Here is a 22,764-nt window from a genome sequence, read left to right on the forward strand (position 1 = left end):
GAATAGTCGCACGGGGAAGCGACGATGAGCGAGCAGTCATCCGGCGCAAGCCCCGGCGTGTTTCAGCCGATCTCGACCGGCATTGTTGCCGCGATCACCGGGTTCGCCAGTTCGTTCGTGTTGGTGATTGCGGGGCTGCGCGCCGTCGGCGCCTCCGAAGCTCAGGCGTCTTCAGGGCTGCTGGCGCTGTGCCTACTCGTCGGTGTGGCCTGCATCGCGTTGCCCTGCTACTTTCGCATGCCGATCTCATTTGCCTGGTCAACACCCGGCGCGGCACTCCTCGTCGCGGCGGGCGCCACGACCGACAACTTCGGCGCGGCCGTCGGCGCCTTTCTCGTCTGCGGTGCGCTCATCGTGCTCTGTGGCCTCTGGCCGCCGCTCGGACGGGTCATCACGAGCATCCCGAGGCCCCTCGCCGGCGCGATGCTGGCCGGTATCCTCTTTCCCATCTGTCTCGCGCCGATTCAGGCGTCGATTGAACAGCCGCTGCTGGCGATTCCCGTCGTGCTGGTGTGGCTGGTGCTCTACCGGCTGGCCCCGCGCTGGGCGGTCCCGACGGCCATGATCGTGGCCGCGATCGGTATCGGCATAACCGCGGGAACGGGCTGGCTGTCAGCACCGACATCCGCTCCCGGTCTGGTCTTCGTCGCGCCGGTTTTTGATCCGCTCGTCATTGTGAGCCTCGGCTTGCCGTTGTTCGTCGTGACCATGGCGGGCCAAAACGTTCCCGGATTCGCCGTGCTCTCAACCTTCGGCTACCGGCCGCCGCCGCGTTCGGTGCTGGTCTGGTCGGGGATCGGCACCATGCTCGGATCGGTCTTCGGCGCGCACAATATGAACCTGGCGGCCATTACGGCGGCCCTCATGGCTAGCCCGGATGCTCACCGCGATCCGTCGAAACGCTGGATTGCCACGGTCGCATCGGGTTTTGGCTATCTCGTGCTTGGACTCGGGGCAGGGCTAGCCACAGCCCTCGTTGCGGCGTCGCCGCCCATTTTGATCATTGCCGTCGCCGGTCTGGCCCTGCTCGGTGCGCTTGTGACGAGTGTGACCAGCGCGCTCGAAGAACCGGATCACCGCATCAGCGCGATGGCGACCTTTCTCGTGACCGCATCGGGCATCACAATCGTGGGCATCGGGTCGGCGTTTTGGGGCCTCGTGGTCGGTGGCATCTTCATGCTCTGGCTTGGCTGGCGGCGGCCCCTCGGTGCGTAGACGACCATGGACCCGGCTCAGTGGACAACTTTGGTGGGTGCCGGCGGGTCCGCACCCACCAAAGTTGTCTATTGAGCGGATGCCGCAGCCTCGTTCAGGCCGCGGCGGTCGAGGAGCGGCTGCAACGCTGCGTCTCGGCCGCGCCAGTGGCGGTAGGCCTCAAGCGGGTCCTTCGTACCGCCGACGCCGAGCAAGCGGTCCCGAAAGCGGTTGCCATTGGTGCGGGTGAGCCCGCCATTCTCCTTGAACCATTCGACCGTGTCGGCGTCCAGCACCTCGCTCCAGATGTAGGAGTAGTACCCAGCGTCATAGCCGCCGGAGAACGTGTGCGCGAAGTACGTGCTCGCGTAACGGGTGGGCACGGCAGGATTGTCGAGTCCAACGGAGGCGAGGGCATCCGCTTCGAACTGGGCAACGTCGGTAACGACCGTGTCAGCGTCGATGCGGTGCCAGGCCTGGTCGAGAAGCGCGGCGGCGAGGTATTCGCTGGTCAGAAATCCCTCGTTGAAGGCCGAGGACGCCTGGATGCGATTTACCAGGTGTTGCGGCATCGCCTCGCCCGTCTCGTAGTGGTGGGCATAGTTCGCCAGCACTTCGGGCCAGAGCATCCACATTTCGTTGACCTGGCTGGGAAACTCCACGAAGTCGCGGTACACGTTGGTGCCGGAGAACTTGGGATAGGTCGCGCGGGCGAGCAGCCCGTGCAGGGCATGGCCAAACTCGTGAAACAGCGTGGTGACCTGGTCATAGGTGAGCAGCGTGGGTTGGCCAGCTGCCGGCCTGGACACGTTGAGGTTATTGCAGACCACGGTTGTGTCCGTGCCGAGCAGCGCGGACTGCGAGACGAGGGAATTCATCCACGCTCCGCCACGCTTGGAATCGCGGGTGTAGAAATCGCCGATGTACAATCCGATACCGGTGCCGTCGTCGGTGCTGACCTCGAACACGCGTGCTTCGGGATGCCAGCCGACCAGGTCGGGCCGCGCAGTGAAGCTGAGGCCGTAGAGCCGCTGGGCCGCGAAGAACACTCCGTTGGCGAGCACGCTTTCGAGTTCGAAATAGGGGCGCATCGCCGCGGTATCGACGTCGTACTTCGCCCGGCGCACCTTCTCCGTGTAGAACGCCCAGTCCCAGGCCGCCAGCTCGAAGCCACCGCCCTCGGCATCGATCACGGCCTGCAGGTCGGCCTGTTCCACGAGGGCGTTCCGGGCGGCGGCCGGAGCAAGACCGCCGAGCAGATCCCAGACGGCGCCGGGAGTCTTGGCAGTCTCGTCGGCGGTAACGTAGGCGGCATGGCTGTCGAACCCAAGCAGGCTGGCGCGCTGGGCACGCAGGTGCGTGATCTCGATCACGAGCGGCCGGTTGTCGTTGCCGGCTCCGGCCTCATCAGAACGGATGCCGCGGGCCCGGCTCGCCGTTAACAACCGTTCCCGCACGCTCCGGTTGGTTAGGCTCGCGAGGTACGGGTGCGACGTGGGCAGAACGAGACTGATCAGGTATTTACCGTCGAGGCGGCGTTCGGCGGCCGCTTCAGCCGCAGCGGAGATCTCGCCGTCGGTGAGCCCGGCGAGCTCGGCCACGTCGTCGATCACCAGCGCGAGTTCGTTGGTGTCGGCCAGCAGATTCTTCTCGAAGCGGGTGGTCAGGATCGACAGGCGTGAGTTGAAATCACGCAGTGCCCGCTTGTCTTCATCGTCGAGCCCGGCTCCGGCGAGCGTGAACTCGGTGTAGTAGCGGTCGATCAGATAGAGCGACTCGGCATCGAGACTCAGACTCGCTCGCTGCGAGTGCACGGCGGCGATGCGCGCGTACAGTGCGGGATCGAGTCGGATCGAATCGGCGTGGGCGGCCAGCAACGGCGCGAGCTCTTCTTCGAGGTCGTTGGTGAAGTCGCTGGAGTCTGACGAACTCTGGTTGAAGAAGACCTCGGCGACCCGACCCAGGGTCTGCCCGCTGCGCTCGAGGGCGACGAAGGTGTTTTCAAAGGTGGGCGCATCCGCTGTGCCGGTGATGAGAGCGACCTCGACGAGCTGGTCGGTCATGCCCTGCACAAAAGCCGGCCGGTAATGGGCGTCGGCAATCTGCGCGAAGGGCGGCAACTGGTAGGGCAGCGTACTGCGGGCGAAGAAGGGATTGTTCGCGGTGGAAGCCATACTCCCAGACTAGCGACCGGCCCGAGCACGCTCGCCAGCGCGCGGCGCGCAAATCAGGCGCAGGCTGCCGCGGGGTCGTAGGATCTGACCATGACAGACCTGACCGCGAGCTCCGAGTCCGCTCCACGTGACCAGTACACCCACGGTCATCACGAAAGCGTGCTGCGCTCACACACCTGGCGCACGGTGGCCAACTCGGCCGCCTATCTGATTCCCGATCTCGTAGCCGGCGGCGTGCTGCTGGATGTCGGCTGCGGACCCGGCACGATCACGGTTGATCTGGCCCGTCGGATCGCCCCCGGCCGAGTCGTCGGCCTGGACGCGTCGTCCGAGATCGTCGAGCGTGCAGCCGGGCTGGCCGCCGATGAGGGAGTGCACAACGCGCAGTTCCAGGTCGGAAATGTCTACGCATTGGACTTTCCGGATGCGTCGTTTGACATTGTGCACGCCCACCAGGTGATGCAGCACCTGGCCCGTCCCGTCGCCGCCATGGCCGAGATTCGGCGAGTGCTGCGGCCCGGCGGCGTCTTCGCCGCCCGTGACGTCGACTACGGGGGAGTGATGATCGCTCCCGTGATCGATGCTCTCACCGAGTGGATGCGGGTCTACCGCGAGGTGCACTACTGGAACGGCGGTGACCCGGATGCCGGACGCTCGCTGAAAGCGTGGGCTTTGGCGGCGGGCTTCACCAGCGTGACGAGCAGTGCCTCCATGTGGTGTTTCGCGTCCGACGCCGAACGGGAATGGTGGGGAGAATCCTGGGCCGTGCGGGTGACCGAGTCGAGCTTCGCAGCGCACGCCATCGAAGCCGGCGTGGCCGAGCTGGCCGATCTGAAACGGATGGCGGCCGCCTGGCGGGTGTGGGTGCGCGATCCGAACGGGTGGTTCGGCATGCCGCACGGCGAAATTCTCGCGCGGGCCTGACCCAGGAGTTACGGGTTAGATCCACTCCTCGTCATCGTCATCCGTGTTGGTGGACGGCTGCGTGATGGTGGCGCTGTCATCGACCGGGTTGAACCGAATGATGGTGCCATCGTCCAGCTCGATCACCGGCTTGGACTCCAGCCAGGTCAGTGTCCAGCGCCAGGTGCTGGTGTCCACGGCGAGGGCAGCGAGGTCCTCCTCGACGGCGTGCACGGCGATTTCCACGACGTGGGGGAGGCCGGCGGGCAGGGTACCGCCGAGTGACCAGCGAGTGCCGAGTTGCATGACTTAGACGTCGATCTCGTAGGTGACCCAGTCGGTGCGGGTGCCGACCTGGTCATAGAGCACCTGGGCGGTGGCGTTGTCGGCGGCGGTCAGCAGCTGCACCTGGGCCAGCTTTCGAACACGCGCGTAGGACTTGGTGAAATCCATCAGCTGCGTTGCGACGCCCTGGCCGCGGGAATCCTCGGTCACGAACAGGTCATCGAGAAAGAGTGCAAGATCGCCGCTGAGCGTGCGCGGCACGGTGCGGTAGTGCGCGAAACCGACGAAGTCGCCGGCGTCATTGACCGCGACGGCACCGTCGAGAGAGTTGTTCGCGTCGATGATCCAGCTCCAGACCTGCAGCGCGATCTGGTCGGTCAACTCGCTCTCGTAGAACGCGCTGTAACCCTCAAACAGGCCCAGCCAGGGGAAGAAATCTTTGTCGCCCAGCGGGCGTACGGTAACTGACATCTGGTTTCCTAACTTTCCAACACGGTGGCGAAAACGATGTCGGTCACGGCGAGTTCGCTGCCGTCGACAAAGGTTAATTCTTGAATTCGGCCGACCGCTTTGAGATCGGCGGCGGCCAGGGTAAGCAGCGCGATTTCGGCCGGTGCACCGCAGATCACTGCGGAATCCAGCTCGGACTTCTGGGAGGCCTTGGCATCCGTTTTAGCCCGACGGATGCCGGTGAGCGCGCGACTGGCCAAATCCAGCAGGGCGATGTTGCCGGTGGCAACCTCATCGCTGCCGAGCAGGTCGGCCGCGACGGGCCACGGTGCGGTGTGCACCGAACCCTCATTCGACCAGGACCAAGCTTCTTCGGTCGCGAACGGCACGAACGGTGCGAACAAGCGCAGCAGGGTGGCCAGCGCGGTGCGCAGCGCAGCAACAGCGGAAGCCTGGCCGGTTCCGGGCTCGCCGTAAGCGCGCTCCTTGACCAGTTCAAGGTAGTCGTCGCAGAAAGTCCAGAAGAAGCTCTCGGTGGTTTCCAGCGCCCGAGCGTGGTCATAGTTCTCGAACGCGGTCGTGGCCTGGGCGACGACGGCGGTCAGGCCGGCGAGCATGCTCTGGTCGACCGGCTCGGTCACCGGGGCGTCGATGCTGCCCTGCGACATGGAGACGAATTTGCTCGCGTTGAGAATCTTGATGGCGAGGCGACGGCCGATCTTGATCTGCGTCGGGTTCTGCGGATCGAAGGCCGCATCGGTGCCCAGGCGAGAGGATGCCGCCCAGTAGCGCACCGCATCGGATCCATGCTTTTCGAGCATGTCGGCCGGGGTGACCACGTTGCCCTTCGACTTCGACATTTTCTTACGGTCGGGGTCGACGATGAAGCCGCTGAGCGCGGCGTGCTGCCAGGGTGACTTGCCGTGCTGCTGCTCTGAGCGCAGCAGGGTGGAGAACAGCCAGGTGCGAATGATGTCCTGGCCCTGCGGTCGCAGCGAGTACGGGAAGACGAGGTTGAACAGCTCCGGGTCCCGCTCCCAGCCGCCGGCGAGCTGCGGGGTGAGCGAGGAGGTGGCCCAGGTGTCCATCACGTCGACCTCGCCGACGAAACCGTTGGCCTGGCCGCGCTGGCTCTCGGTGTAGCCGGGGGCGGCATCCGACGAGGGGTCAACCGGCAGCAGGTCGCGGGTGGCGACGATTGGCTGGTCGAAGACCGGGTTGGCGTCGGCGTCGAGCGGATACCAGACCGGCAGTGGCACGCCGAAGAAGCGCTGACGCGAGACGAGCCAGTCGCCGGTGAGGCCGTTGACCCAGTTCTCGTAACGCACCTTCATGAATTCGGGGTGCCAGGCCAGCTCGGTGCCGTGCTCGAGCAGGCGGGCGCGCAGCTTTTCGTCGCGAGCACCGTTGCGGATATACCACTGGCGGGTCGAGACGATTTCGAGCGGCTTGTCGCCTTTTTCGAAGAATTTCACGGCGTGCACGATGGGTTTGGGGTCGCCGATCAGGTCGCCGCTGGCTTTCAGCAGCTCGACCACGGCCGCTTTCGCACCGAACACCGTTTTGCCGGCGAGCTGCGCATACGCTGCACGGCCGGCTTCGGAGGTGATCGCCTCTGGGACTTCGGCCATAATGCGACCGTCGAAGCCCATGATTGCACGGTTGGGCAGGTCGAGCTCCCGCCACCAGACGACGTCGGTCACGTCGCCGAAGGTGCAGATCATGGCGATTCCCGAGCCCTTGTCCTTTTGGGCGAGGTGGTGGGCGAGCACCGGAACCTCAACGCCGAACACGGGGGTGGTCACCGTGGTGCCGAACAGGTGCTTGTACCGTTCGTCATCCGGATGCGCCACCAGTGCCACGCAGGCCGGCATCAGCTCGGGACGGGTTGTTTCGATCTCTATCGTGGTGCCGTCGGGCTTTGCGAACGACACCCGGTGGTACGCGGCCGGCATGTCCTTGTCTTCGAGTTCGGCCTGGGCGACCGCGGTGCGGAACGTGACGTCCCACAGGGTCGGTGCCATCGCCTGGTATGCCTCGCCGCGTTCGATGTTGCCGAGAAAAGCCAGCTGCGAGGTGAACAAGGCTTCCTGGCCGATGGTGCGGTAGGTCTGGGTCCAGTCGACGGAGAGGCCGAGGGTGCGCCACAGCGCTTCGAACTGCTTCTCATCTTCCTTGGTGAGGGTTTCGCACAGTTCGATGAAGTTGCGGCGGCTGATCGGCAGCTGGTCGGCGGCCTTGACGCTTTTGCCGTCGCCGCCCTCGAACGGCGGAACGAAGTCGTCGGTGTAGCCGAGCGACGGGTCGCAGCGCACACCGTAGTAGTTCTGCACACGACGCTCGGTGGGCAGGCCGTTGTCGTCCCAGCCCATCGGGTAGAACACGTTCTTGCCGCGCATGCGCTGAAAGCGGGCGACGACATCCGTGTGGGTGTACGAGAACACGTGGCCGATGTGCAGCGAGCCGGAGGCGGTCGGCGGGGGAGTGTCGATCGAGTAGATCGTCTCGCGGGTCGCGTTCCCCCGGGCGAAGCGATAGGTGCCGTCGGTCTCCCAGCGGGACTCCCATTTAGCTTCGAGCCCTTCGAGGGCTGGTTTCTCTGGCACTCGATTGTCTGCGGCGCGATCGGCGGTGGTCATAGCTCTCCGGTTCGTATGCGGCACCGTGTCGGTGGTGAGGTGCCTAAGTCTGCCCGTCTAATCTACCCGATCGGCTCTTTTTCCCCGAACGGGCAGAGCGGTAGGGCGCGTCGGCAGGTGTTTAACCGAGTAGTCGGGGCACAGCTGAGAGCAATTGCACCGAATACGGATGCTGCGGCGCGGCGAATACGCGCGCCGCCGGACCACTCTCCACGATGCGCCCGCTGCGCATCACCGCGACCTCGTCGCTGATGTGCTGCACGACCCCGAGGTCGTGCGATATGAAGATCAGGCTGAGTCCGCGTTCCCGCTGCACGTCGTCGAGGAGATCGAGCACTTGCGCCTGAACGCTCACGTCGAGGGAGGACACGGGCTCGTCGCAAATGAGGATTTCGGGACGCCCGGCCAGTGCCCTGGCGATGCCGACACGCTGGCGCTGTCCGCCGGAAAGTTCGAGCGGGCGCCGCGGCAGTACTGTTCGGGCCAGTTCGACCTCATCCAGCAGAGTCGTGAGCCGGGCAAGGTTCTGCGGAGACCGCCGCGAACCCCGTGAGTCGGTGAGCGTGGGACCGAGGGCATCCGCGAGAATCTCGGCGACGCTGCGGCGCGGATCGAACGAGCCGAGGGCATCCTGATAGATCGCCCCAATGCCGGGTCGTTGTCCCCGCCGGTCCTTCTCGGCGATCGAACTCCACGGCCGGCCAAACAGCGCTACTTCGCCCTGTTCCGGTTTCAGCAGTGCGAGCATCAGGCGAGCCGTCGTGGTTTTTCCGGAGCCGGATTCACCGACGATGCCGAGGGTGCTGCCCCGATGCAGTGCGAACGAGACGTCGTCGACGGCGAGCTGCCGGCTGCCGTCGGGACGCCGAAAACTCCTGGTCAGGCCGATGGCCTCGAGCACGATTTCGCCCTGCTCCGTGGCGTTCGGGGCCGGGGAGCGGGGAACAGTGTGGGCGGCGGGGGAATCCAGCGGGCTCAGCCGGCTTCCGCGCGGCTTGTCCGCCGGAACCGCGGCGACCATGCGGCGGGTCTGCTCGTGCTGTGGGGAACCCAAAACCTGTTCGGTCGGGCCGGATTCAATGAGCCGGCCGTCGTGCATCACCGCAACCCGATCGGCGATGCGGCTCACCACCGCGAGGTCGTGGCTGATCAGGAGCAGGGCGGTGCCGCTCAGTTTGATCTGCTCGAGCAGCGCCAGAATCTGCGCCTGCACGGTCACGTCGAGCGCCGTCGTCGGTTCGTCGGCGATGAGCAGCGGCGGGCCCAGCGCGATCGCCGCCGCGATCAGGGCGCGTTGGCGTTCACCGCCGGAAAGCTGCCCGGACAGTTTGTGTCCCTGTTGAGCCGGGTCGGGCAGTCCGACGGCATCGAGCAGTTCGACCACCCGGCGGGCACGAGCCGCGGCGCCGAGGGTCGTGTGCAGGCGCAGCGAGTCGGCGATCTCCCGGCCGATCGGCCGGAGTGGGTCGAGCGAGACCAGGGCATCCTGCAGCACCAGGCCGACGTCCTTGCCGCGCCGAGACTGCCAGGCCCGGTCGGTCAGCCCCAGCACGCTGCGCCCGCCGAGGTCGAGCCGGTCGGCCTGCACCCGGGCGTTGCCGCCGGCGAGTCCGAGCAGGCTGCGCGCGGTCACGCTCTTGCCCGAGCCGGATTCGCCGACGATGGCGAGGCACTCGCCCGGTGCTATCTCGAACGACACTCCGTTCACGACCGGCTCGTTCGCGCCGAAGCCCACACGCAGGTTGTGCACGGTCAGCGCCGCGGTGGCGCTCATGCGTGCCGCATTCGGCGGTCGATGCTGCGGCCGAGCACGGTGGCGGTCACGGCGGTGAGCACGATGAACAGACCGGGAAAGAAACTCATCCACCAGGCCGAGGTGATGTACGTACGTCCGGCCGAGAGCATCGCGCCCCACTCTGCGGTCGGCGGTTCGGCACCGAGGCCGAGATAGCTCAGTGTTGCGGCCCAGACGATCGCCTGGCCGACTCCGAGGGTGGCGAGCACGAACAGCGGCGCGAGCGTATTCGGCAGAATATGACGCACCAATATCTGCCAGCGGGTGCGGCCGAGCACGGTCGCGGCCTCGACGAAGGCGGCCCCGCGCACGGCGATGAGCTGCGCGCGAATAATGCGGGCGTAGCCCGGGGCGGTGGACAGCCCGACCGCTATGGTCGCCGTCGCCACGCCGGGGCCGAACACCAGGATGAACAGCAGGGCCAGCAGCAGACCTGGAAACGCGAACAATACCTCGAGTAACCGGTTCACGGTGAAATCGACGATGGGTCCGAGCATTCCGGCCAGGGTGCCGAGCACCACGCCGAGCCCCAGACCGATCGCGGTCGCGGCGATACCGATCACGAGCGAGTACTGGGTGCCGTGCACGACCCGGGTGTAGATGTCGCGGCCGGATTCGTCGGTGCCGAAACCGTGCGCGAAGCTCGGTGGCGAAAACGCCGCCAGCGGGTCGATGGCGAGTGGATCGCCAGGGGCTAGAAACTGCGGCGCCACTGCCGCGATCAACAACAGGAGGGCGAGCAAGCCGGCCACGCCCTCGGCCACTCCCAGACGTGCTGGCCGAACGGACTGGTTGGAACGCACGGCGAGCTCGGCCTGCACCTCGAGATCGCTCACGAGAGTCGCAGCCGGGGATCGACCAGGCGACTGACGGCATCCGTCAGCAAAGTCATCAGGATATAGGCGACGGCGACGATCATGACGACGCCGATCACCACCGGAACGTCGCGCAGGGTGACCGCGTTCAGCAGGGTGCGGCCCAGTCCTGGCCGGGCGAAAATAGTCTCGACGACGACCGCGCCACTGATCAGTGAGCCGAAGGCCCAGCCGGAGAGGCTGATCGCCGGCAGGGAGGCATGACGCAGTGCGTGGATCCAGCGGACCCCGCGCTCACCCTCGCCACGCGCCCGCGCCGAGAGCACGAACGGGCTCTCCAGAGCGATCATGAGGGACTCACGCATGATCTGCCCGAGAAAACCGGCCAGCGGAATGGCCAGGGTGAGCACCGGTAAGACCAGTCCGGCCACCCCGCCAGTACTGATCGGGGGCAGTGCGCCGAGCCAGATACTGAACACGACGATCAGTGAGGTCGCGAGCCAGAAATGCGGCAGCGCCGCCGCGACGATTTCGAGGCTCGACCCCACCCGGGCAGCGACCCGACCACCGCGCGTCGACCAGGTGGCCAGGGCCAGAGCAATCACCCATGCCAGGCCGAGGGCGAGCACGGCGAGCAGCAGGGTGCCGCCGAGCTGGGCCAGAACGAGCGGGCCGACCTCCATATTAAGGGCGTAGGAACGCCCGAGGTCACCGGTTGCTAGGCGTCCCAGCTGAACCAGGTACTGCGTGAAAACGGGCTGGTCGAAGCCGTACTCCGCGGTGACCGCAGCGAGTGCCTCGGGGGAGGCCTGCGACCCCGGGCCACCGAGCACAGCCTGAGCCGGGTCGCCGGGAATCAACCGCACCGAAAAAAAAGTGACGGATGCCACGGCCCACAGCACGAAGATCGCTCCGGCCAGACGCACGCCGAGTCGGCCGAGCGCCCGCAGCCCGGAGCGATCGGTCGGCGCTACCGGTTCAGCCACGCGTCGTACAGCGTGGGAACGGCCACGGTCGGCAGCGTGCGCAGGCCAACGACGTCGCTGCGCAGCAGGTAGTGGTTCTGCTGGTCGTAGAGCGGCAGAATGTAGAAGCCCGCCAGAATGCGGTCCTGCGCTTCGGCGTAGAGCGACGTGCGCTCTGTTTCATCCGCGGTTCGGGCCGCCGTCGTGAGCAGTTCGTCGATCTCGGGATCGTTGACCTGGGCGAGGTTGGCGAAGTACCCGCTCGGGGCCGGCACGATGCTATCGGAGTGATACAGGATGCGCAGCACGTCGGGGCCGACCTTGGTATACGGTGCGCTCACGGCGTCGTAGTCGTTGGTGGCGAGCGCGGCATACCAGCTGGAGAGATCCATCGGGGCGAGCTTCACTTCGAAACCGGTCTCCTTGGCCGTGGCCTGGATCTGTTCGAACACGCTCTGCTCGGCCGGAATGGACTGGTTGGTGCTCACCGGAAATTCCACCGAGAGTCGCACGCCGTCTTTGACCCGGTAGCCGTCGGCATCCGTCTCGCGCCAGCCTGCCGCATCGAGCAGCTCCGCGGCGGCCGACGGGTCGTAGTTGAACAGGGCTTCGTTCGACACGCCCATGGCCTCGACGCTCGACAGCGCCGAGTACGACCGAGTGGCGGTGCCCTGGAACAGGCTCGACACCGCGTCGTCGACGTTGGCCGAGCGGATGAACGCCTCACGAACGCGCACATCGTTGAACGGTGCCTGACCCGAGTTCAGTTCGATGCGGTTGGAGGCGCCGGGGCGCGGCGAGTCGAGTTGCTCGATCGAGTCGCTCTGCTCGGCCTGCACGATGGTGTCGGGCTGAGCGTTGTCGATCACGTCGACTTCGCCGGACTGCAGCGCGGCGTAGCGGGAGGCCGAGTCGGGAATGAAGCGCCAGATCACCTTGTCGAGGTAGGCGGGACCGCTGTGGTCGGCATCCGCCGGCGGGGAAACATAGTCATCATTGCGCACGAGGGTGATCGCGTTCTGCTTGACCCAGCTGTCGACCCGGAACGGGCCGGTGCCCACCGGGGTGGCACAGTTCTCGTCCTGGCTGCGCTCGAGCGCGGTGGGGGATTCCATCGCGAGCCAGACCTGCGACAGCGACTCGAGCAGAGCGCTGTCGGGTTCCGTCAGAATAAAACGCACCACGGTGGGGGAGACAACCTCAGTACTGGCGACCTTGCCGAGGGCGAGGTAACCAGTCGAGGAGAGCGTTTCGGGATCCTGCAGGTGGGCGACATTCGCCTGCACTGCTGCGGCGTCGAAGACCGTGCCGTCGGTGAAGGTGACGTCATCGCGCAGAGTGAAGTCCCAGGTCAGGCCATCGGCGCTCGGCGTCCAGGTCTCGGCCAGCCACGGAATGATCTGGCCGGCGGAATCACGCGAAACCAGCGACTCCAGGTACTGCGCGCTGATCATTCCCTGCGGAAAATTGCCCCCGACGTGCGGGTCGAGGCAGCTCGGTTCGGCATCACCCGAGGCGTAGGTGAGGGTGCCGCCGCTTTGCGGCTCGCCGACGGGTTCGTTCGAGGTGGTCGGCGTGCAGCCGGCGGCCAGCAGGCCGACGGTGACCAGGCCGACGAGCCCTCCGAATGACCGAGCGGTGCGCGTGGAAACGCGGTGGGGAGCAGACATTCACAAACTCTTTCATCCATTGCCGAGTTGGTCTCAACTGAACCGACCCATCGTGCGAATGGGCCGACCTATAACACTAACGCCGTCCCACTCCAGTACAATCGAAAGTGGATGACAGTGACCCGGCCATCACCGGGAAGTCTTCGGAAGAACGGATGCCCACCTTCGGGTGGACAGCTCAGTAGAACCGAACGAGTCGGGCCCGTTACAGCCTGTGAACAAGCGGTCGCCCGGCAGTTTTGGGCGGCAAGCGAGGTGGTACCGCGGCGATTTCTACAGAATCGTTCGTCCTCGTGGAGCAGGGCCCCAGTGACCCGTCCCGGTAGGAGAAGCATTTTGTACCCCAAGAGCCGCAACACGACCCCCCACGGCACACCCGCCGAGGCCATCGTTCCGTCACCGAACTTTCCCGTGCTCGAGAGCGAGGTGCTGGAATTCTGGAAGAACGACGACACCTTCCAGGCCTCGATCGACGCACGCGCCGGCGCCGAAGAGTGGACCTTTTACGACGGCCCGCCGTTCGCCAACGGCCTGCCGCACTACGGGCACCTGCTCACCGGATACGCCAAAGACCTGTTCCCCCGGTTTCAGACCATGCGCGGCAAGCAGGTGCACCGCCGCTTCGGCTGGGACACCCACGGCCTGCCGGCTGAGCTCGAGGCTGAACGCAAGCTCGGCATTACCGACAAGAGCCAGATCGAAGAGATGGGCCTCGCTGCCTTCAACGCCGTCGCCCGCGAGTCGGTGCTCGAATACACCAAGGACTGGGAAGAGTACGTCACCCGGCAGGCCCGCTGGGTCGACTTCGAGAACGACTACAAGACCCTCGACATCACCTTCATGGAGTCGGTGATCTGGGCCTTCAAGCAGCTGCACACCAAGGGCCTCGCCTACGAGGGTTACCGGGTGCTGCCCTATTGCTGGCGAGACCAGACCCCGCTCTCCAACCACGAGCTGCGTATGGACGACGACGTCTACAAGATGCGCCAGGACCAGACCGTCACGGTCACCTTCCCGCTGATCGGCACGAAGGCCGAAGCCCTCGGCCTGACCGCGGTGCGTGCCCTGGCCTGGACTACCACCCCGTGGACCCTGCCGTCCAACATGGCCCTCGCCGTCGGCCCCGACATCACCTATGCCGTCGTTCCGGCCGGCCCGAACGGCACGCCGGACGCCGAGGTGCTGCGGGAGGCCGCCGATGCCACGGCAGAGGTGCTCGGAGCCGAATACCTGATCGCCATCGACCTGGTCGGCAACTACGCCAAGGACCTGGGCTATGAGTCGGCGGCGGACGCCGTCGCATCCGTTTCGCGCACTGTTACCGGGACCGAGCTCGCCGGTGTCGGCTACGACCGCCTGTTCGACTACTACGCCGACACCGCAGTCTGGGGCACCGAGCAGGCCTGGCGTTTCGTCGTCGCCGACTACGTCACCACGAGCGACGGTACCGGCATCGTGCATCAGGCTCCCGCCTACGGCGAGGAGGACCAGAAGGTCTGCGAGGCCGCCGGAATCCCCGTCATCCTCTCCCTCGACGACGGGGGAAAGTTTCTCAGCGACATTTCCGAGGTGGCCGGCCAGCTCTGGAGCGACGCCAACAAGCCGCTCACCGCGCTGCTCAAGGCCAACGGCCGGCTGTTGCGCCAGGCCAGCTACGAGCACTCTTACCCGCACTGCTGGCGCTGCCGCAACCCGCTCATCTATAAGGCCGTGTCAAGCTGGTTCGTGCGCGTCACCGACTTTCGCCCGCGCATGGTCGAGCTCAACCAGGAGGTGAACTGGGTTCCGGAGAACGTCAAAGACGGCCAGTTCGGCAAGTGGATCGGCAACGCCCGCGACTGGTCGATCAGCCGCAACCGCTACTGGGGCTCCCCGATTCCGGTCTGGAAAAGCGACAACCCCGATTACCCCCGAACGGATGTCTACGGCTCGCTCGACGAGTTGGAAGCCGATTTCGGGGTGCGCCCGACCGACCTGCACCGCCCGTACATCGACGAACTCACCCGACCGAACCCCGACGACCCCACCGGCCAGTCCACCATGCGCCGCATCACGGACGTGCTCGACGTCTGGTTCGACTCGGGCTCCATGCCGTTCGCCCAAGTGCACTACCCGTTCGAGAACCGGGAATGGTTTGAAGCGCACAACCCGGCCGACTTCATCGTGGAGTACATCGGGCAGACCCGCGGCTGGTTCTACCTGCTGCACGTGCTCTCCACCGCCCTGTTCGACCGGCCGGCGTTCAAGAACGTGGTCAGTCACGGCATCGTGCTCGGCAACGATGGCCAGAAGATGAGCAAGTCGCTGCGTAACTACCCCGACGTCAACGAGGTCTTCGACCGCGATGGCGCCGACGCCATGCGCTGGTTCCTGATGAGCTCGCCGGTGCTGCGCGGCGGCAACCTCGTCGTCACCGAGGAGGGAATTCGTGAGGGTGCCCGCCAGGTCATGCTGCCGCTGTGGAGCACCTGGTACTTCTTCTCCCTCTACGCCAACGCGTCTGCGTCCACTGACACCGCCGGTGCCGCCGGCTACGACGCCACCTGGCGTACCGACTCGACCGACGTGCTCGACCGCTACCTGCTCGCCAAGACCCGCGACCTCATCGTCGGCGTCACGAGCGACCTCGAAGCCCTCGACAGCACGGTCGCCGCCGCCCGCCTGCGGGACTTCGCCGACGTGCTCACCAACTGGTACGTACGCCGGTCCCGCGACCGGTTCTGGGGCGGCGCGGCTGCCGGTGCCACCTCGCACGAAGCCTTCGACACGCTCTACACCGTGCTGGAAACCGTCTGCCGGGTCACGGCTCCGCTGCTGCCGCTCGTCACCGAACGCATCTGGCAGGGCCTGACCGGCGGCCGCAGCGTGCACCTCGAAGACTGGCCCGATGCCGCCCTGTTCCCGGCCGACGAAGAACTCGTCACCGCGATGGACCAGGTGCGCCTGATCAGCAGCACCGTGCTGTCGCTGCGCAAACAGGCCGGCCTGCGCGTGCGCCTGCCGCTGACCAACCTCACCGTCGTCACCGGCAACACGTCCGCTCTCGCTGCGTTCGTCGGCATCCTCCGCGACGAACTCAACGTGAAAACGGTCACCCTGATCGAGCTCGAAGATGACAGTGCCGCCGCGTACGGCGTCACCAGCAAACTCGTCGTCAACGCCCGCGCTGCCGGTCCCCGCCTCGGCAAGCAGGTGCAGCAGGTGATCAAGGCTGCTCGCGCCGGCGACTGGAGTGAGACCGACGGCATCGTGACGGCCGGCGGCATCGCCCTCGAGCCGAGCGAATTCGAACTGACCCTCGAAGCGAACAACGAGGCGGGTGACGGCAGCACCGCGCTGGCGTTATTGCCCGGCGGCGGGTTCGCCCTGCTCGCCACCAGCACCACGCCCGAACTCGAGGCCGAGGGCTTTGCCCGCGACCTCATTCGTGCCGTGCAGGACACCCGCAAATCGGCCGGTTTTCAGGTGAGCGACCGCATCCGTCTCGATCTGCTGTTTCAGAATGAAGCGGATGCCGACTCCTTCGACCTTGCCCTCGGGGTGAACGTCGCGGACGAAACCCTCGCCACGACGTTCAGCACCCATCGCCCGTCGCAGGGCGAATTCTCCGCCGATCTGCCGTCCGAATGGCTCGAAGCGCGCGTCGGCGCGCCGGTCGAACACTACGTGCGCTTTGAAGCCGACCACTATGTCAATTTGGGCGCCGTCATTGTTGCCGTCGCACGCGTGAATGGAGCCATCCTTGTCTGACACCAACGCCCCTGCTGAGGGCACGCCCGACGACGACACTGCCGGCTGGAAGAACATCACCGGTCGCGGTGACGATGAGGAGCCGATGAACCAGCCGGCTCCGCTCGATTCTTTTCGTGAAGCCGGCGACGCCGTCTTCGCCGACCTGCTGCAGCGGGTGGGCGAGGCCCAGCCGCAGCCGCGTCTCGCACCGACACGTCGGGCGCTGGAATTCCTCGGCGACCCGCAGACGTCGTATCCGATCATTCACATCGCCGGCACTAACGGCAAGACCAGCACGAGTCGTATGGTCGAGAGCATCGTGCGTGCCTACGGTCTGCGCACCGGCCTGCTGACCAGTCCGCACCTGGTCCGGCTGAACGAGCGCATCGTTATCGATGGCGAACCGATCAGCGACCAGATCCTCGCCGCGAACTGGACCGACATCCAGCCCTACCTAAAGCTGGTCGACGGCGAGCTTGAAGCCGCCGGCGAAGCGCCGCTGACCTTCTTCGAGGCGCTCACCGTGCTGGCGTTCGCCTGCTTCGCTGACGCGCCGGTGGATGTCGCCGTGATCGAGGTCGGCATGGGCGGCGAGTGGGATTCCACCAACGTCGCCGACGGCCAGGTCGCCGTCTTCACCCCGATCGCCCTCGATCACACGCTGCGCCTGGGCAATACCGTCGCCGAGATTGCCCGCACCAAGAGCGGAATCATCAAGCCGGCGGCATCCGTGGTCTCCGCGGCGCAGAGCGCCGACGTGCGGGCCGAACTTAATCGCGCAGCGCAACTGACTGAGTCGACGCTGGCCCTCGAGAATGAGGGCTTCGAACTGCTCTCGAGCACCGTCGCCGTCGGCGGGCAGGTCATCTCGGTGCGCGGCCTGGCCGGCACCTACAGCGAACTGTTCCTGCCGCTCTACGGCACCCACCAGGCGCAGAATGCCACCGTGGCCATTGCCGCCGTCGAATCGTTTCTCGGCGCCGGCAGTCAGGCCCTCGCCAGCGATCTCCTCGCCGAGGGCCTGGCGACGACGACGTCTCCCGGCCGCTTGCAGCTTGTCGGTATCGAACCGACCGTGCTCGTGGACGCCGCGCACAACCCGCACGGTGCCACAGCCCTCGCCGCAGCCCTCGAAGCGTACTTCGACTTCGACGAAATCGCCGTGGTCGTGGGAATTCTGGCCGAGAAAGACGCGCAGGGAATCATCGCTGCGCTCGCGCCGCGGGTCGACCGCTTCTACGTGACCGAGCCGCACTCGGAGCGGGCCGTGCGCATGGACGACCTCGCCGACAACATTGCCGAGTGGACCAGCGACCAGATCACCTTCCGCTTCGATGACCTGGCCGGTGCCCTGGAGAGCGCCCGTGAATGGGCCGCCGAGGCACCCAAGCGTGCTGTGCTCGTCACCGGGTCGATCGTGCTCGTCGGCGACGCGATCACCCTCGCCGCCGCCGGTGAGTGGATGGAGAAGTGAGCGGTCCGCGCTCGGTCAAGCGGTCGCTCGCGACGATTCTGCTCGGTTTCGAGACCATCGTCGTCTTTCTGGGCGGCGTCGTCACCCTGGGGCTGGTGTCCGTGGCGACCGAGCCTGGCCCGGTCGCGCCGCTCGGCGTGATCATCGGCGGCGTGCTGCTCTGTGCGGCCATGGTCGCCCTGATCCCACTGCTCCGCTACCGCTGGTCGTACCCGATCGGCTGGGCGCTGCAGGCGATCATTATCGCCACCGGGTTCGTCACCCCGGCCATGTTTTTTGTCGGCGCCCTGTTTGCCGCCATGTGGACCTACTGCATGGTCACCGGCTCCCGAATAGATCACACGCATCCAGATCAACACAAGGAGATTGAATGAACACCCGGATTGAAGAAACCCTCGTTTTGGTCAAGCCGGACGGCGTTGCCCGCAACCTGACCGGCGAAATTTTGCGCCGCATCGAGGCCAAGGGGTATTCCCTGGTCGACGTGAAGCTCGTCGAACCCGACCGCTCACTGCTCGCCGCGCACTACGCCGAGCACGCGGGCAAGCCCTTCTACGAGCCCCTCGTCGAATTCATGGAGAGCGGCCCCATCGTCGCGTTCCGCGTTGCCGGCAATCGGGTCATCGAAGGCTTTCGCGCCCTGGCCGGAACCACAGACCCCACGACCGCCGCTCCGGGCACGATCCGTGGTGACCTTGGCCGCGACTGGGGTTCCAAGGTGCAGCAGAACCTCGTGCACGGCTCCGATTCGCCCGAATCCGCCGCGCGTGAACTCGCGCTCTGGTTCGACTAGGCGCCATCTAAAAGGCCCCCGTCTCGAGGAGACGGGGGCCTTTTCTGGTTATCGTTACAGGCGGTTCAGCACGTCCATATTGACCTGGGCCACGATGAAGAACACGATGTAGCAGACGATCGTGATGACGAACATCCACGAATAAGCCCCTGCAGCCGCGCGGCGAACGGATGCCCCACCCGGCAGATTGCCGACCTTGAAGTTGTACAGCGTCACGGCTAAAAAGACCGGAATGGTCACCGCCCAGGTGGCCATGCACCACGGGCAGAGCACGTCGAGCACGAAGATGCTCTGCCCGATCAGCCAGATCACAAAGATCATCGCACCGAGCACACCGACGTTGAAGCCGACCCAGAACCAGCGCGCAAACCGGGCGCCGGCCAGAATAGCCATGCCGATCGTGATCACGACGCTCCAGGCGGCGAGCCCGATCAGCGGGTTCGGAAAACCGAAAACGGCGCCCTGTGGCGAGGACAGATTCGTCGCGCAGCCGATCAACACACTGAAGCTGCAGCTGAGCTGCGCAGTGGGATCCTCCAGCAGGTGGATCTTGTCCAGCGTGAGGGCGAATGCGGCGGCAAACGCGATGATTCCCGCGATGATCAGGAAAAAGGCCAGCCCGGTTGGACGGTGATAACGCTCTGTCTGCGGCACTCTTGTGATTATGCCACCCGCACGGCGTGGCTTAGTGCGATTGCATGCGATAATCGTTGGTAGTCGTTGAGCCGCGCTCAAGCAGACGCCACAGTGCTTAACGAGTACAGAGCTTAATGGGCAATAGTCGCCCAGTAGAAGGGTCCCACGACCCGCAGTTTTAGCAGCCAGAGCACAGGTCCCCGAATTTACACCGGGGGTCAAAGCCGGGTGCAGCAGTAAAAGATTCGCGGGGATTTCACGCAGGTGGAGACCTCGCACGAGAGAGTAACCGGTGGATGGCGCGGTCATTCACAGCGGTCAAGGAGCGCACCAGTGATGGTGGAAGACAACGAAAACAAAAAACGCAAGAGCCTGTTCGGCACTCGCAAGTCAACCCGGAAGACGCCGGTCACTCTACCGACCGTTGCGCCAGCAGTCGAAGCGCCCGCCATCGAAGCGCCCGCAATGCCGCCGGAGCCTCCGATTAACAAGGTGACCATCGCCGAGTACAACAACGTCACCGGAGCGCAGCAGATGACCGACTCCACGCCAGAGCGCGCCAAGACGACGGACGACCAGAAGGACGGCCAGGCCCCGGCCCCGGTTCGCCCGTCGTATTCCCTGTTGTTTCAGGCGCCGGAGATTCTGCCGTTGCCGGCGCGCACCGGCATCCGCTCGTCGCAGCAGCAATCGCAGCAGGGACTGCACGAGCTGGATGACGACGAGGAAGAAGAGTCCACGACGGTTCGTCGTCGGGCCCGTCGTCGCACCGGCGACGAGAACCGTTCGGGTACCGACGACCCCGCCAACACCGTGGTCAAGGTGCGCGCCCCGCGCGAACCCGAACTCATCACCGAACCCCAGCGCATCAAGGGCTCGACCCGGCTCGAAGCGAAGAAGCAGCGTCGTCGCGACGGCCGCGATGCTGGACGTCGTCGCCCGGTGATCACGGAGGCCGAGTTCCTCGCCCGTCGTGAGTCCGTCGACCGCCTCATGGTCGTGCGCGCCAAGCACAACAAGATCCAGATTGGCGTGCTCGAGGACGGCGTGCTGGTCGAGCACTACGTCGCCAAGAACCAGGACGCCTCGCTCATCGGCAACGTTTACCTCGGCCGGGTGCAGAACGTGCTCCCGAGCATGGAAGCCGCCTTCGTCGACATCGGACGCGGTCGCAACGCCGTGCTCTACTCCGGTGAAGTCGACTGGGACGCCGCCGCCGAGAACTCCGGCACCAGCAACCAGGCCCGCCGCATCGAGCTCGCGCTCAAGCCCGGCGACAAGGTGCTCGTGCAGGTCACCAAAGACCCGATCGGCCACAAGGGTGCCCGCCTCACCAGCCAGGTTTCGCTACCCGGCCGCTACCTGGTCTACGTGCCCAACGGGTCGATGAACGGCATCAGCCGTAAGCTTCCCGACACCGAGCGGGCCCGCCTGAAGAAGATCCTCAAGGAGGTTCTGCCCGACAACGTCGGCGTCATCGTGCGCACCGCCGCCGAGGGCGCCACCGACGAGCAGCTCACCGTTGACGTCAACCGGCTGCGCCTGCAGTGGGCGAACATCGCCGAGCAGGTCGAGTCGGCGCAGGCGCCCGCCGAGCTGCACAGCGAGCCCGACCTGCTGGTCAAGATCGTGCGTGACGTCTTCAACGAAGATTTCCAGCGGATGGTCGTGGCCGGCCCCGACGTGCGCTCGACGATTGAGAATTACCTCAGTCAGGTCGCCCCCGACCTGCTCGAGCGCGTGGAAACCCACGAGGGCGAGGTCGACGCCTTCGACGAGTACCGCATCTCGGAGCAGATCGAAAAGGCCCTCGACCGCAAGGTCTGGCTGCCGTCCGGTGGATCCCTCGTGATCGACCGCACCGAAGCCATGACCGTCGTTGACGTCAACACCGGCAAGTTCGTCGGCAGCGGCGGCAACCTCGAAGAGACCGTCACCAAGAACAACCTTGAAGCGGCCGAAGAGATTGTGCGCCAGCTGCGCCTGCGCGACATTGGCGGCATCATCGTCGTCGACTTCATCGACATGGTGCTCGAAAGCAACCGCGACCTCGTGTCGCGTCGCCTGATCGAATGCCTCAGCCGGGATCGCACCAAGCACCAGGTGGCCGAGGTCACCTCGCTTGGACTCGTGCAGATGACCCGCAAGAAGCTGGGCCTCGGGCTGCTCGAATCGTTCAGCGAGAATTGTGAGGCCTGCGCTGGCCGCGGCATCATCGTGCACCACGACCCGGTCATCAAGCACCGCCAGACGGCGCAGCCGCCGCAGGAACGACGCCCGCGCACCAAGAGTGGAAGCAACGGGGGCACGAGCAACGGTGACAGCGCGCACAACTCGGGCCAGCGTGACGGCTCCAACCGCGACCAGCACGCGGGTTCCAACTCGTCGTCCGATGCTCCCAAGAGCGGGGTGGGCACGCACGGCATAACCGAAGACGCCAAGCATGCCCTCGCATTGATCGCCGCCCGCACCATCACCCGCACCGGTTCCATCGCCATCGTGACCGCACCGGATGCTGCGGCACCTGCGGTCTCGCAGGCTGGTACCGAGCAGGCCGGTACCGAGCAGGCCGGTGTCCAACCGGAAGCAGCGGATCAGTCGACAGCCGTGCCAGTCAGCACAGAATCGGCCGACCCGACGACGGGCACCGAGCGTTCGCGTGGTCGCCAGTCGCGCTCGCGCGGCCAGGGTGGGCGCGGCCAGCAGTCGCGATCCGAACAGGCCCGCGCCCGCCAGGCGGAGCAGGCCAGCACCGCTCAGGCCAGCACTGCTCAGGCCAGCACTGCACCGGCGAACACCGTGCCGACCGAGCCAGCGGCATCCGCTGCCCCGGCCGCTGAGACAGCACCCGCGGCAACAGTCGAGCCGGCAGTCGAGTCGGTCGCCACGGAAGCAGCACCCCGCACCCGCGGCGGTCGCAGCACCCTGGCAGCCGGTGCGCCGGCCGTGCAGACACCCGCGCCCGAGCAGTCGGAATCCGTCGAAATTCTTGACATTCCCGTTAAGAAGTCCACCCGCAATACGCGGCGCCCCAGCAAGCAGGTCACCGACCAGCTGTTGGACTCCGTGCTCGATTCCCTGCCAGAACCGAAACTGCCCGGTCAGGGACGCGCGCGCAGCCGTCGCGTCACAACCGCTGGTGGTGCCGCCGGCCAGGCCATTCTGACCGCGACCGGAACGGTTCCGGCCGCGTCCGCCGCCTCTGCCACCAGCCAGCCGCCGCACGGCGAGTAGGCGCG

16 protein-coding genes are annotated in these 22,764 nt (G+C 65.9%); 7 read left to right on the plus strand and 9 right to left on the minus strand.

All coding sequences use genetic code 11. From position 1 onward, the window contains the following. The first annotated feature begins 24 nt into the window (after positions 1-24). Entirely contained in the window at positions 25-1,215 is a 1,191-nt protein-coding gene (locus E3T43_RS02300; protein ID WP_134471174.1) for a benzoate/H(+) symporter BenE family transporter, read from the plus strand. A 68-nt stretch (positions 1,216-1,283) separates the two neighbouring features. Here E3T43_RS02300 and E3T43_RS02305 read toward each other — a convergent pair whose 3' ends face one another. Further along, positions 1,284-3,368: a M3 family metallopeptidase gene (locus E3T43_RS02305; protein ID WP_134471175.1), complete on the minus strand. Its 2,085-nt coding sequence runs from the start codon at positions 3,366-3,368 to the stop codon at positions 1,284-1,286. Between the two features lie 90 nt (positions 3,369-3,458). Between E3T43_RS02305 and E3T43_RS02310 the strand changes: the two genes are divergently transcribed. Then, entirely contained in the window at positions 3,459-4,292 is an 834-nt protein-coding gene (locus E3T43_RS02310) for a class I SAM-dependent methyltransferase (protein ID WP_134471176.1), read from the plus strand. A gap of 15 nt (positions 4,293-4,307) precedes the next feature. On the opposite strand, the gene E3T43_RS02315 is transcribed toward E3T43_RS02310, so the two are convergent. From E3T43_RS02315 to E3T43_RS02345, 7 genes are all read right to left on the minus strand, one after another. Next, on the minus strand, positions 4,308-4,577 hold the full coding sequence (locus E3T43_RS02315) for a hypothetical protein (RefSeq protein ID WP_134441207.1): 270 nt from the start codon (positions 4,575-4,577) through the stop codon (positions 4,308-4,310). Positions 4,578-4,580: 3 nt separating this feature from the next. Continuing rightward, positions 4,581-5,027 (minus strand): GNAT family N-acetyltransferase, encoded by a 447-nt coding sequence (locus tag E3T43_RS02320; protein ID WP_134471177.1) that lies wholly within the window; start codon positions 5,025-5,027, stop codon positions 4,581-4,583. A gap of 8 nt (positions 5,028-5,035) precedes the next feature. Further along, positions 5,036-7,645, minus strand: coding sequence for a valine--tRNA ligase (valS, locus tag E3T43_RS02325; RefSeq protein WP_134471178.1), 2,610 nt, complete (start codon positions 7,643-7,645; stop codon positions 5,036-5,038). A 121-nt stretch (positions 7,646-7,766) separates the two neighbouring features. Beyond that, on the minus strand, positions 7,767-9,419 hold the full coding sequence (locus E3T43_RS02330; protein WP_134471179.1) for an ABC transporter ATP-binding protein: 1,653 nt from the start codon (positions 9,417-9,419) through the stop codon (positions 7,767-7,769). Then, complete coding sequence (locus tag E3T43_RS02335; RefSeq protein WP_134471180.1) at positions 9,416-10,276, minus strand: ABC transporter permease; 861 nt, start codon at positions 10,274-10,276, stop codon at positions 9,416-9,418. Before E3T43_RS02335 ends, E3T43_RS02330 begins: the two co-directional genes overlap by 4 nt. Continuing rightward, a complete protein-coding gene (locus E3T43_RS02340; protein WP_198414286.1) occupies positions 10,273-11,241 on the minus strand; it encodes an ABC transporter permease in 969 nt (322 codons plus the stop codon). The genes E3T43_RS02335 and E3T43_RS02340 overlap by 4 nt, the downstream gene beginning before the upstream one ends. Further along, positions 11,226-12,890 (minus strand): ABC transporter substrate-binding protein, encoded by a 1,665-nt coding sequence (locus tag E3T43_RS02345; RefSeq protein ID WP_134471181.1) that lies wholly within the window; start codon positions 12,888-12,890, stop codon positions 11,226-11,228. The genes E3T43_RS02340 and E3T43_RS02345 overlap by 16 nt, the downstream gene beginning before the upstream one ends. A gap of 333 nt (positions 12,891-13,223) precedes the next feature. Between E3T43_RS02345 and ileS the strand changes: the two genes are divergently transcribed. The 4 genes from ileS (at position 13,224) to ndk (ending at position 18,889) form a co-directional block, all read left to right on the plus strand. Beyond that, positions 13,224-16,640: an isoleucine--tRNA ligase gene (ileS, locus tag E3T43_RS02350; protein WP_241978783.1), complete on the plus strand. Its 3,417-nt coding sequence runs from the start codon at positions 13,224-13,226 to the stop codon at positions 16,638-16,640. Positions 16,641-16,725: 85 nt separating this feature from the next. Next, positions 16,726-18,096 (plus strand): folylpolyglutamate synthase/dihydrofolate synthase family protein, encoded by a 1,371-nt coding sequence (locus E3T43_RS02355; protein ID WP_134471288.1) that lies wholly within the window; start codon positions 16,726-16,728, stop codon positions 18,094-18,096. Next, positions 18,093-18,470: a DUF4233 domain-containing protein gene (locus tag E3T43_RS02360; protein ID WP_158251688.1), complete on the plus strand. Its 378-nt coding sequence runs from the start codon at positions 18,093-18,095 to the stop codon at positions 18,468-18,470. The genes E3T43_RS02355 and E3T43_RS02360 overlap by 4 nt, the downstream gene beginning before the upstream one ends. Further along, positions 18,467-18,889 carry a nucleoside-diphosphate kinase gene (ndk, locus tag E3T43_RS02365; RefSeq protein ID WP_134471183.1) on the plus strand — a complete coding sequence of 141 codons (423 nt, stop codon included), beginning with the start codon at positions 18,467-18,469 and terminating at the stop codon, positions 18,887-18,889. Before E3T43_RS02360 ends, ndk begins: the two co-directional genes overlap by 4 nt. Before the next feature lie 54 nt (positions 18,890-18,943). Here ndk and E3T43_RS02370 read toward each other — a convergent pair whose 3' ends face one another. Then, positions 18,944-19,543: a vitamin K epoxide reductase family protein gene (locus E3T43_RS02370; protein WP_241978767.1), complete on the minus strand. Its 600-nt coding sequence runs from the start codon at positions 19,541-19,543 to the stop codon at positions 18,944-18,946. Between the two features lie 318 nt (positions 19,544-19,861). Between E3T43_RS02370 and E3T43_RS02375 the strand changes: the two genes are divergently transcribed. Then, complete coding sequence (locus E3T43_RS02375; protein WP_241978784.1) at positions 19,862-22,759, plus strand: Rne/Rng family ribonuclease; 2,898 nt, start codon at positions 19,862-19,864, stop codon at positions 22,757-22,759. The last annotated feature ends 5 nt before the right edge of the window (positions 22,760-22,764 follow it).

The sequence above is a fragment of the Cryobacterium sp. Hh7 genome (assembly GCF_004403155.1).
Taxonomy (GTDB): Bacteria; Actinomycetota; Actinomycetes; order Actinomycetales; family Microbacteriaceae; genus Cryobacterium; species Cryobacterium levicorallinum.

Coding starts and splice junctions, on each gene's coding strand:
- E3T43_RS02310 (WP_134471176.1), top strand. CDS start 3,459: ATGACAGACCTGACCGCGAGCTCCGAGTCCGCTCCACGTGACCAGTAC.
- E3T43_RS02315 (WP_134441207.1), bottom strand. CDS start 4,577: ATGCAACTCGGCACTCGCTGGTCACTCGGCGGTACCCTGCCCGCCGGC.
- E3T43_RS02375 (WP_241978784.1), top strand. CDS start 19,862: ATGGTGGAAGACAACGAAAACAAAAAACGCAAGAGCCTGTTCGGCACT.
- valS (WP_134471178.1), bottom strand. CDS start 7,645: ATGACCACCGCCGATCGCGCCGCAGACAATCGAGTGCCAGAGAAACCA.
- E3T43_RS02320 (WP_134471177.1), bottom strand. CDS start 5,027: ATGTCAGTTACCGTACGCCCGCTGGGCGACAAAGATTTCTTCCCCTGG.
- E3T43_RS02300 (WP_134471174.1), top strand. CDS start 25: ATGAGCGAGCAGTCATCCGGCGCAAGCCCCGGCGTGTTTCAGCCGATC.
- E3T43_RS02330 (WP_134471179.1), bottom strand. CDS start 9,419: ATGAGCGCCACCGCGGCGCTGACCGTGCACAACCTGCGTGTGGGCTTC.
- E3T43_RS02305 (WP_134471175.1), bottom strand. CDS start 3,368: ATGGCTTCCACCGCGAACAATCCCTTCTTCGCCCGCAGTACGCTGCCC.
- E3T43_RS02345 (WP_134471181.1), bottom strand. CDS start 12,890: ATGTCTGCTCCCCACCGCGTTTCCACGCGCACCGCTCGGTCATTCGGA.
- ndk (WP_134471183.1), top strand. CDS start 18,467: ATGAACACCCGGATTGAAGAAACCCTCGTTTTGGTCAAGCCGGACGGC.
- E3T43_RS02355 (WP_134471288.1), top strand. CDS start 16,726: ATGAACCAGCCGGCTCCGCTCGATTCTTTTCGTGAAGCCGGCGACGCC.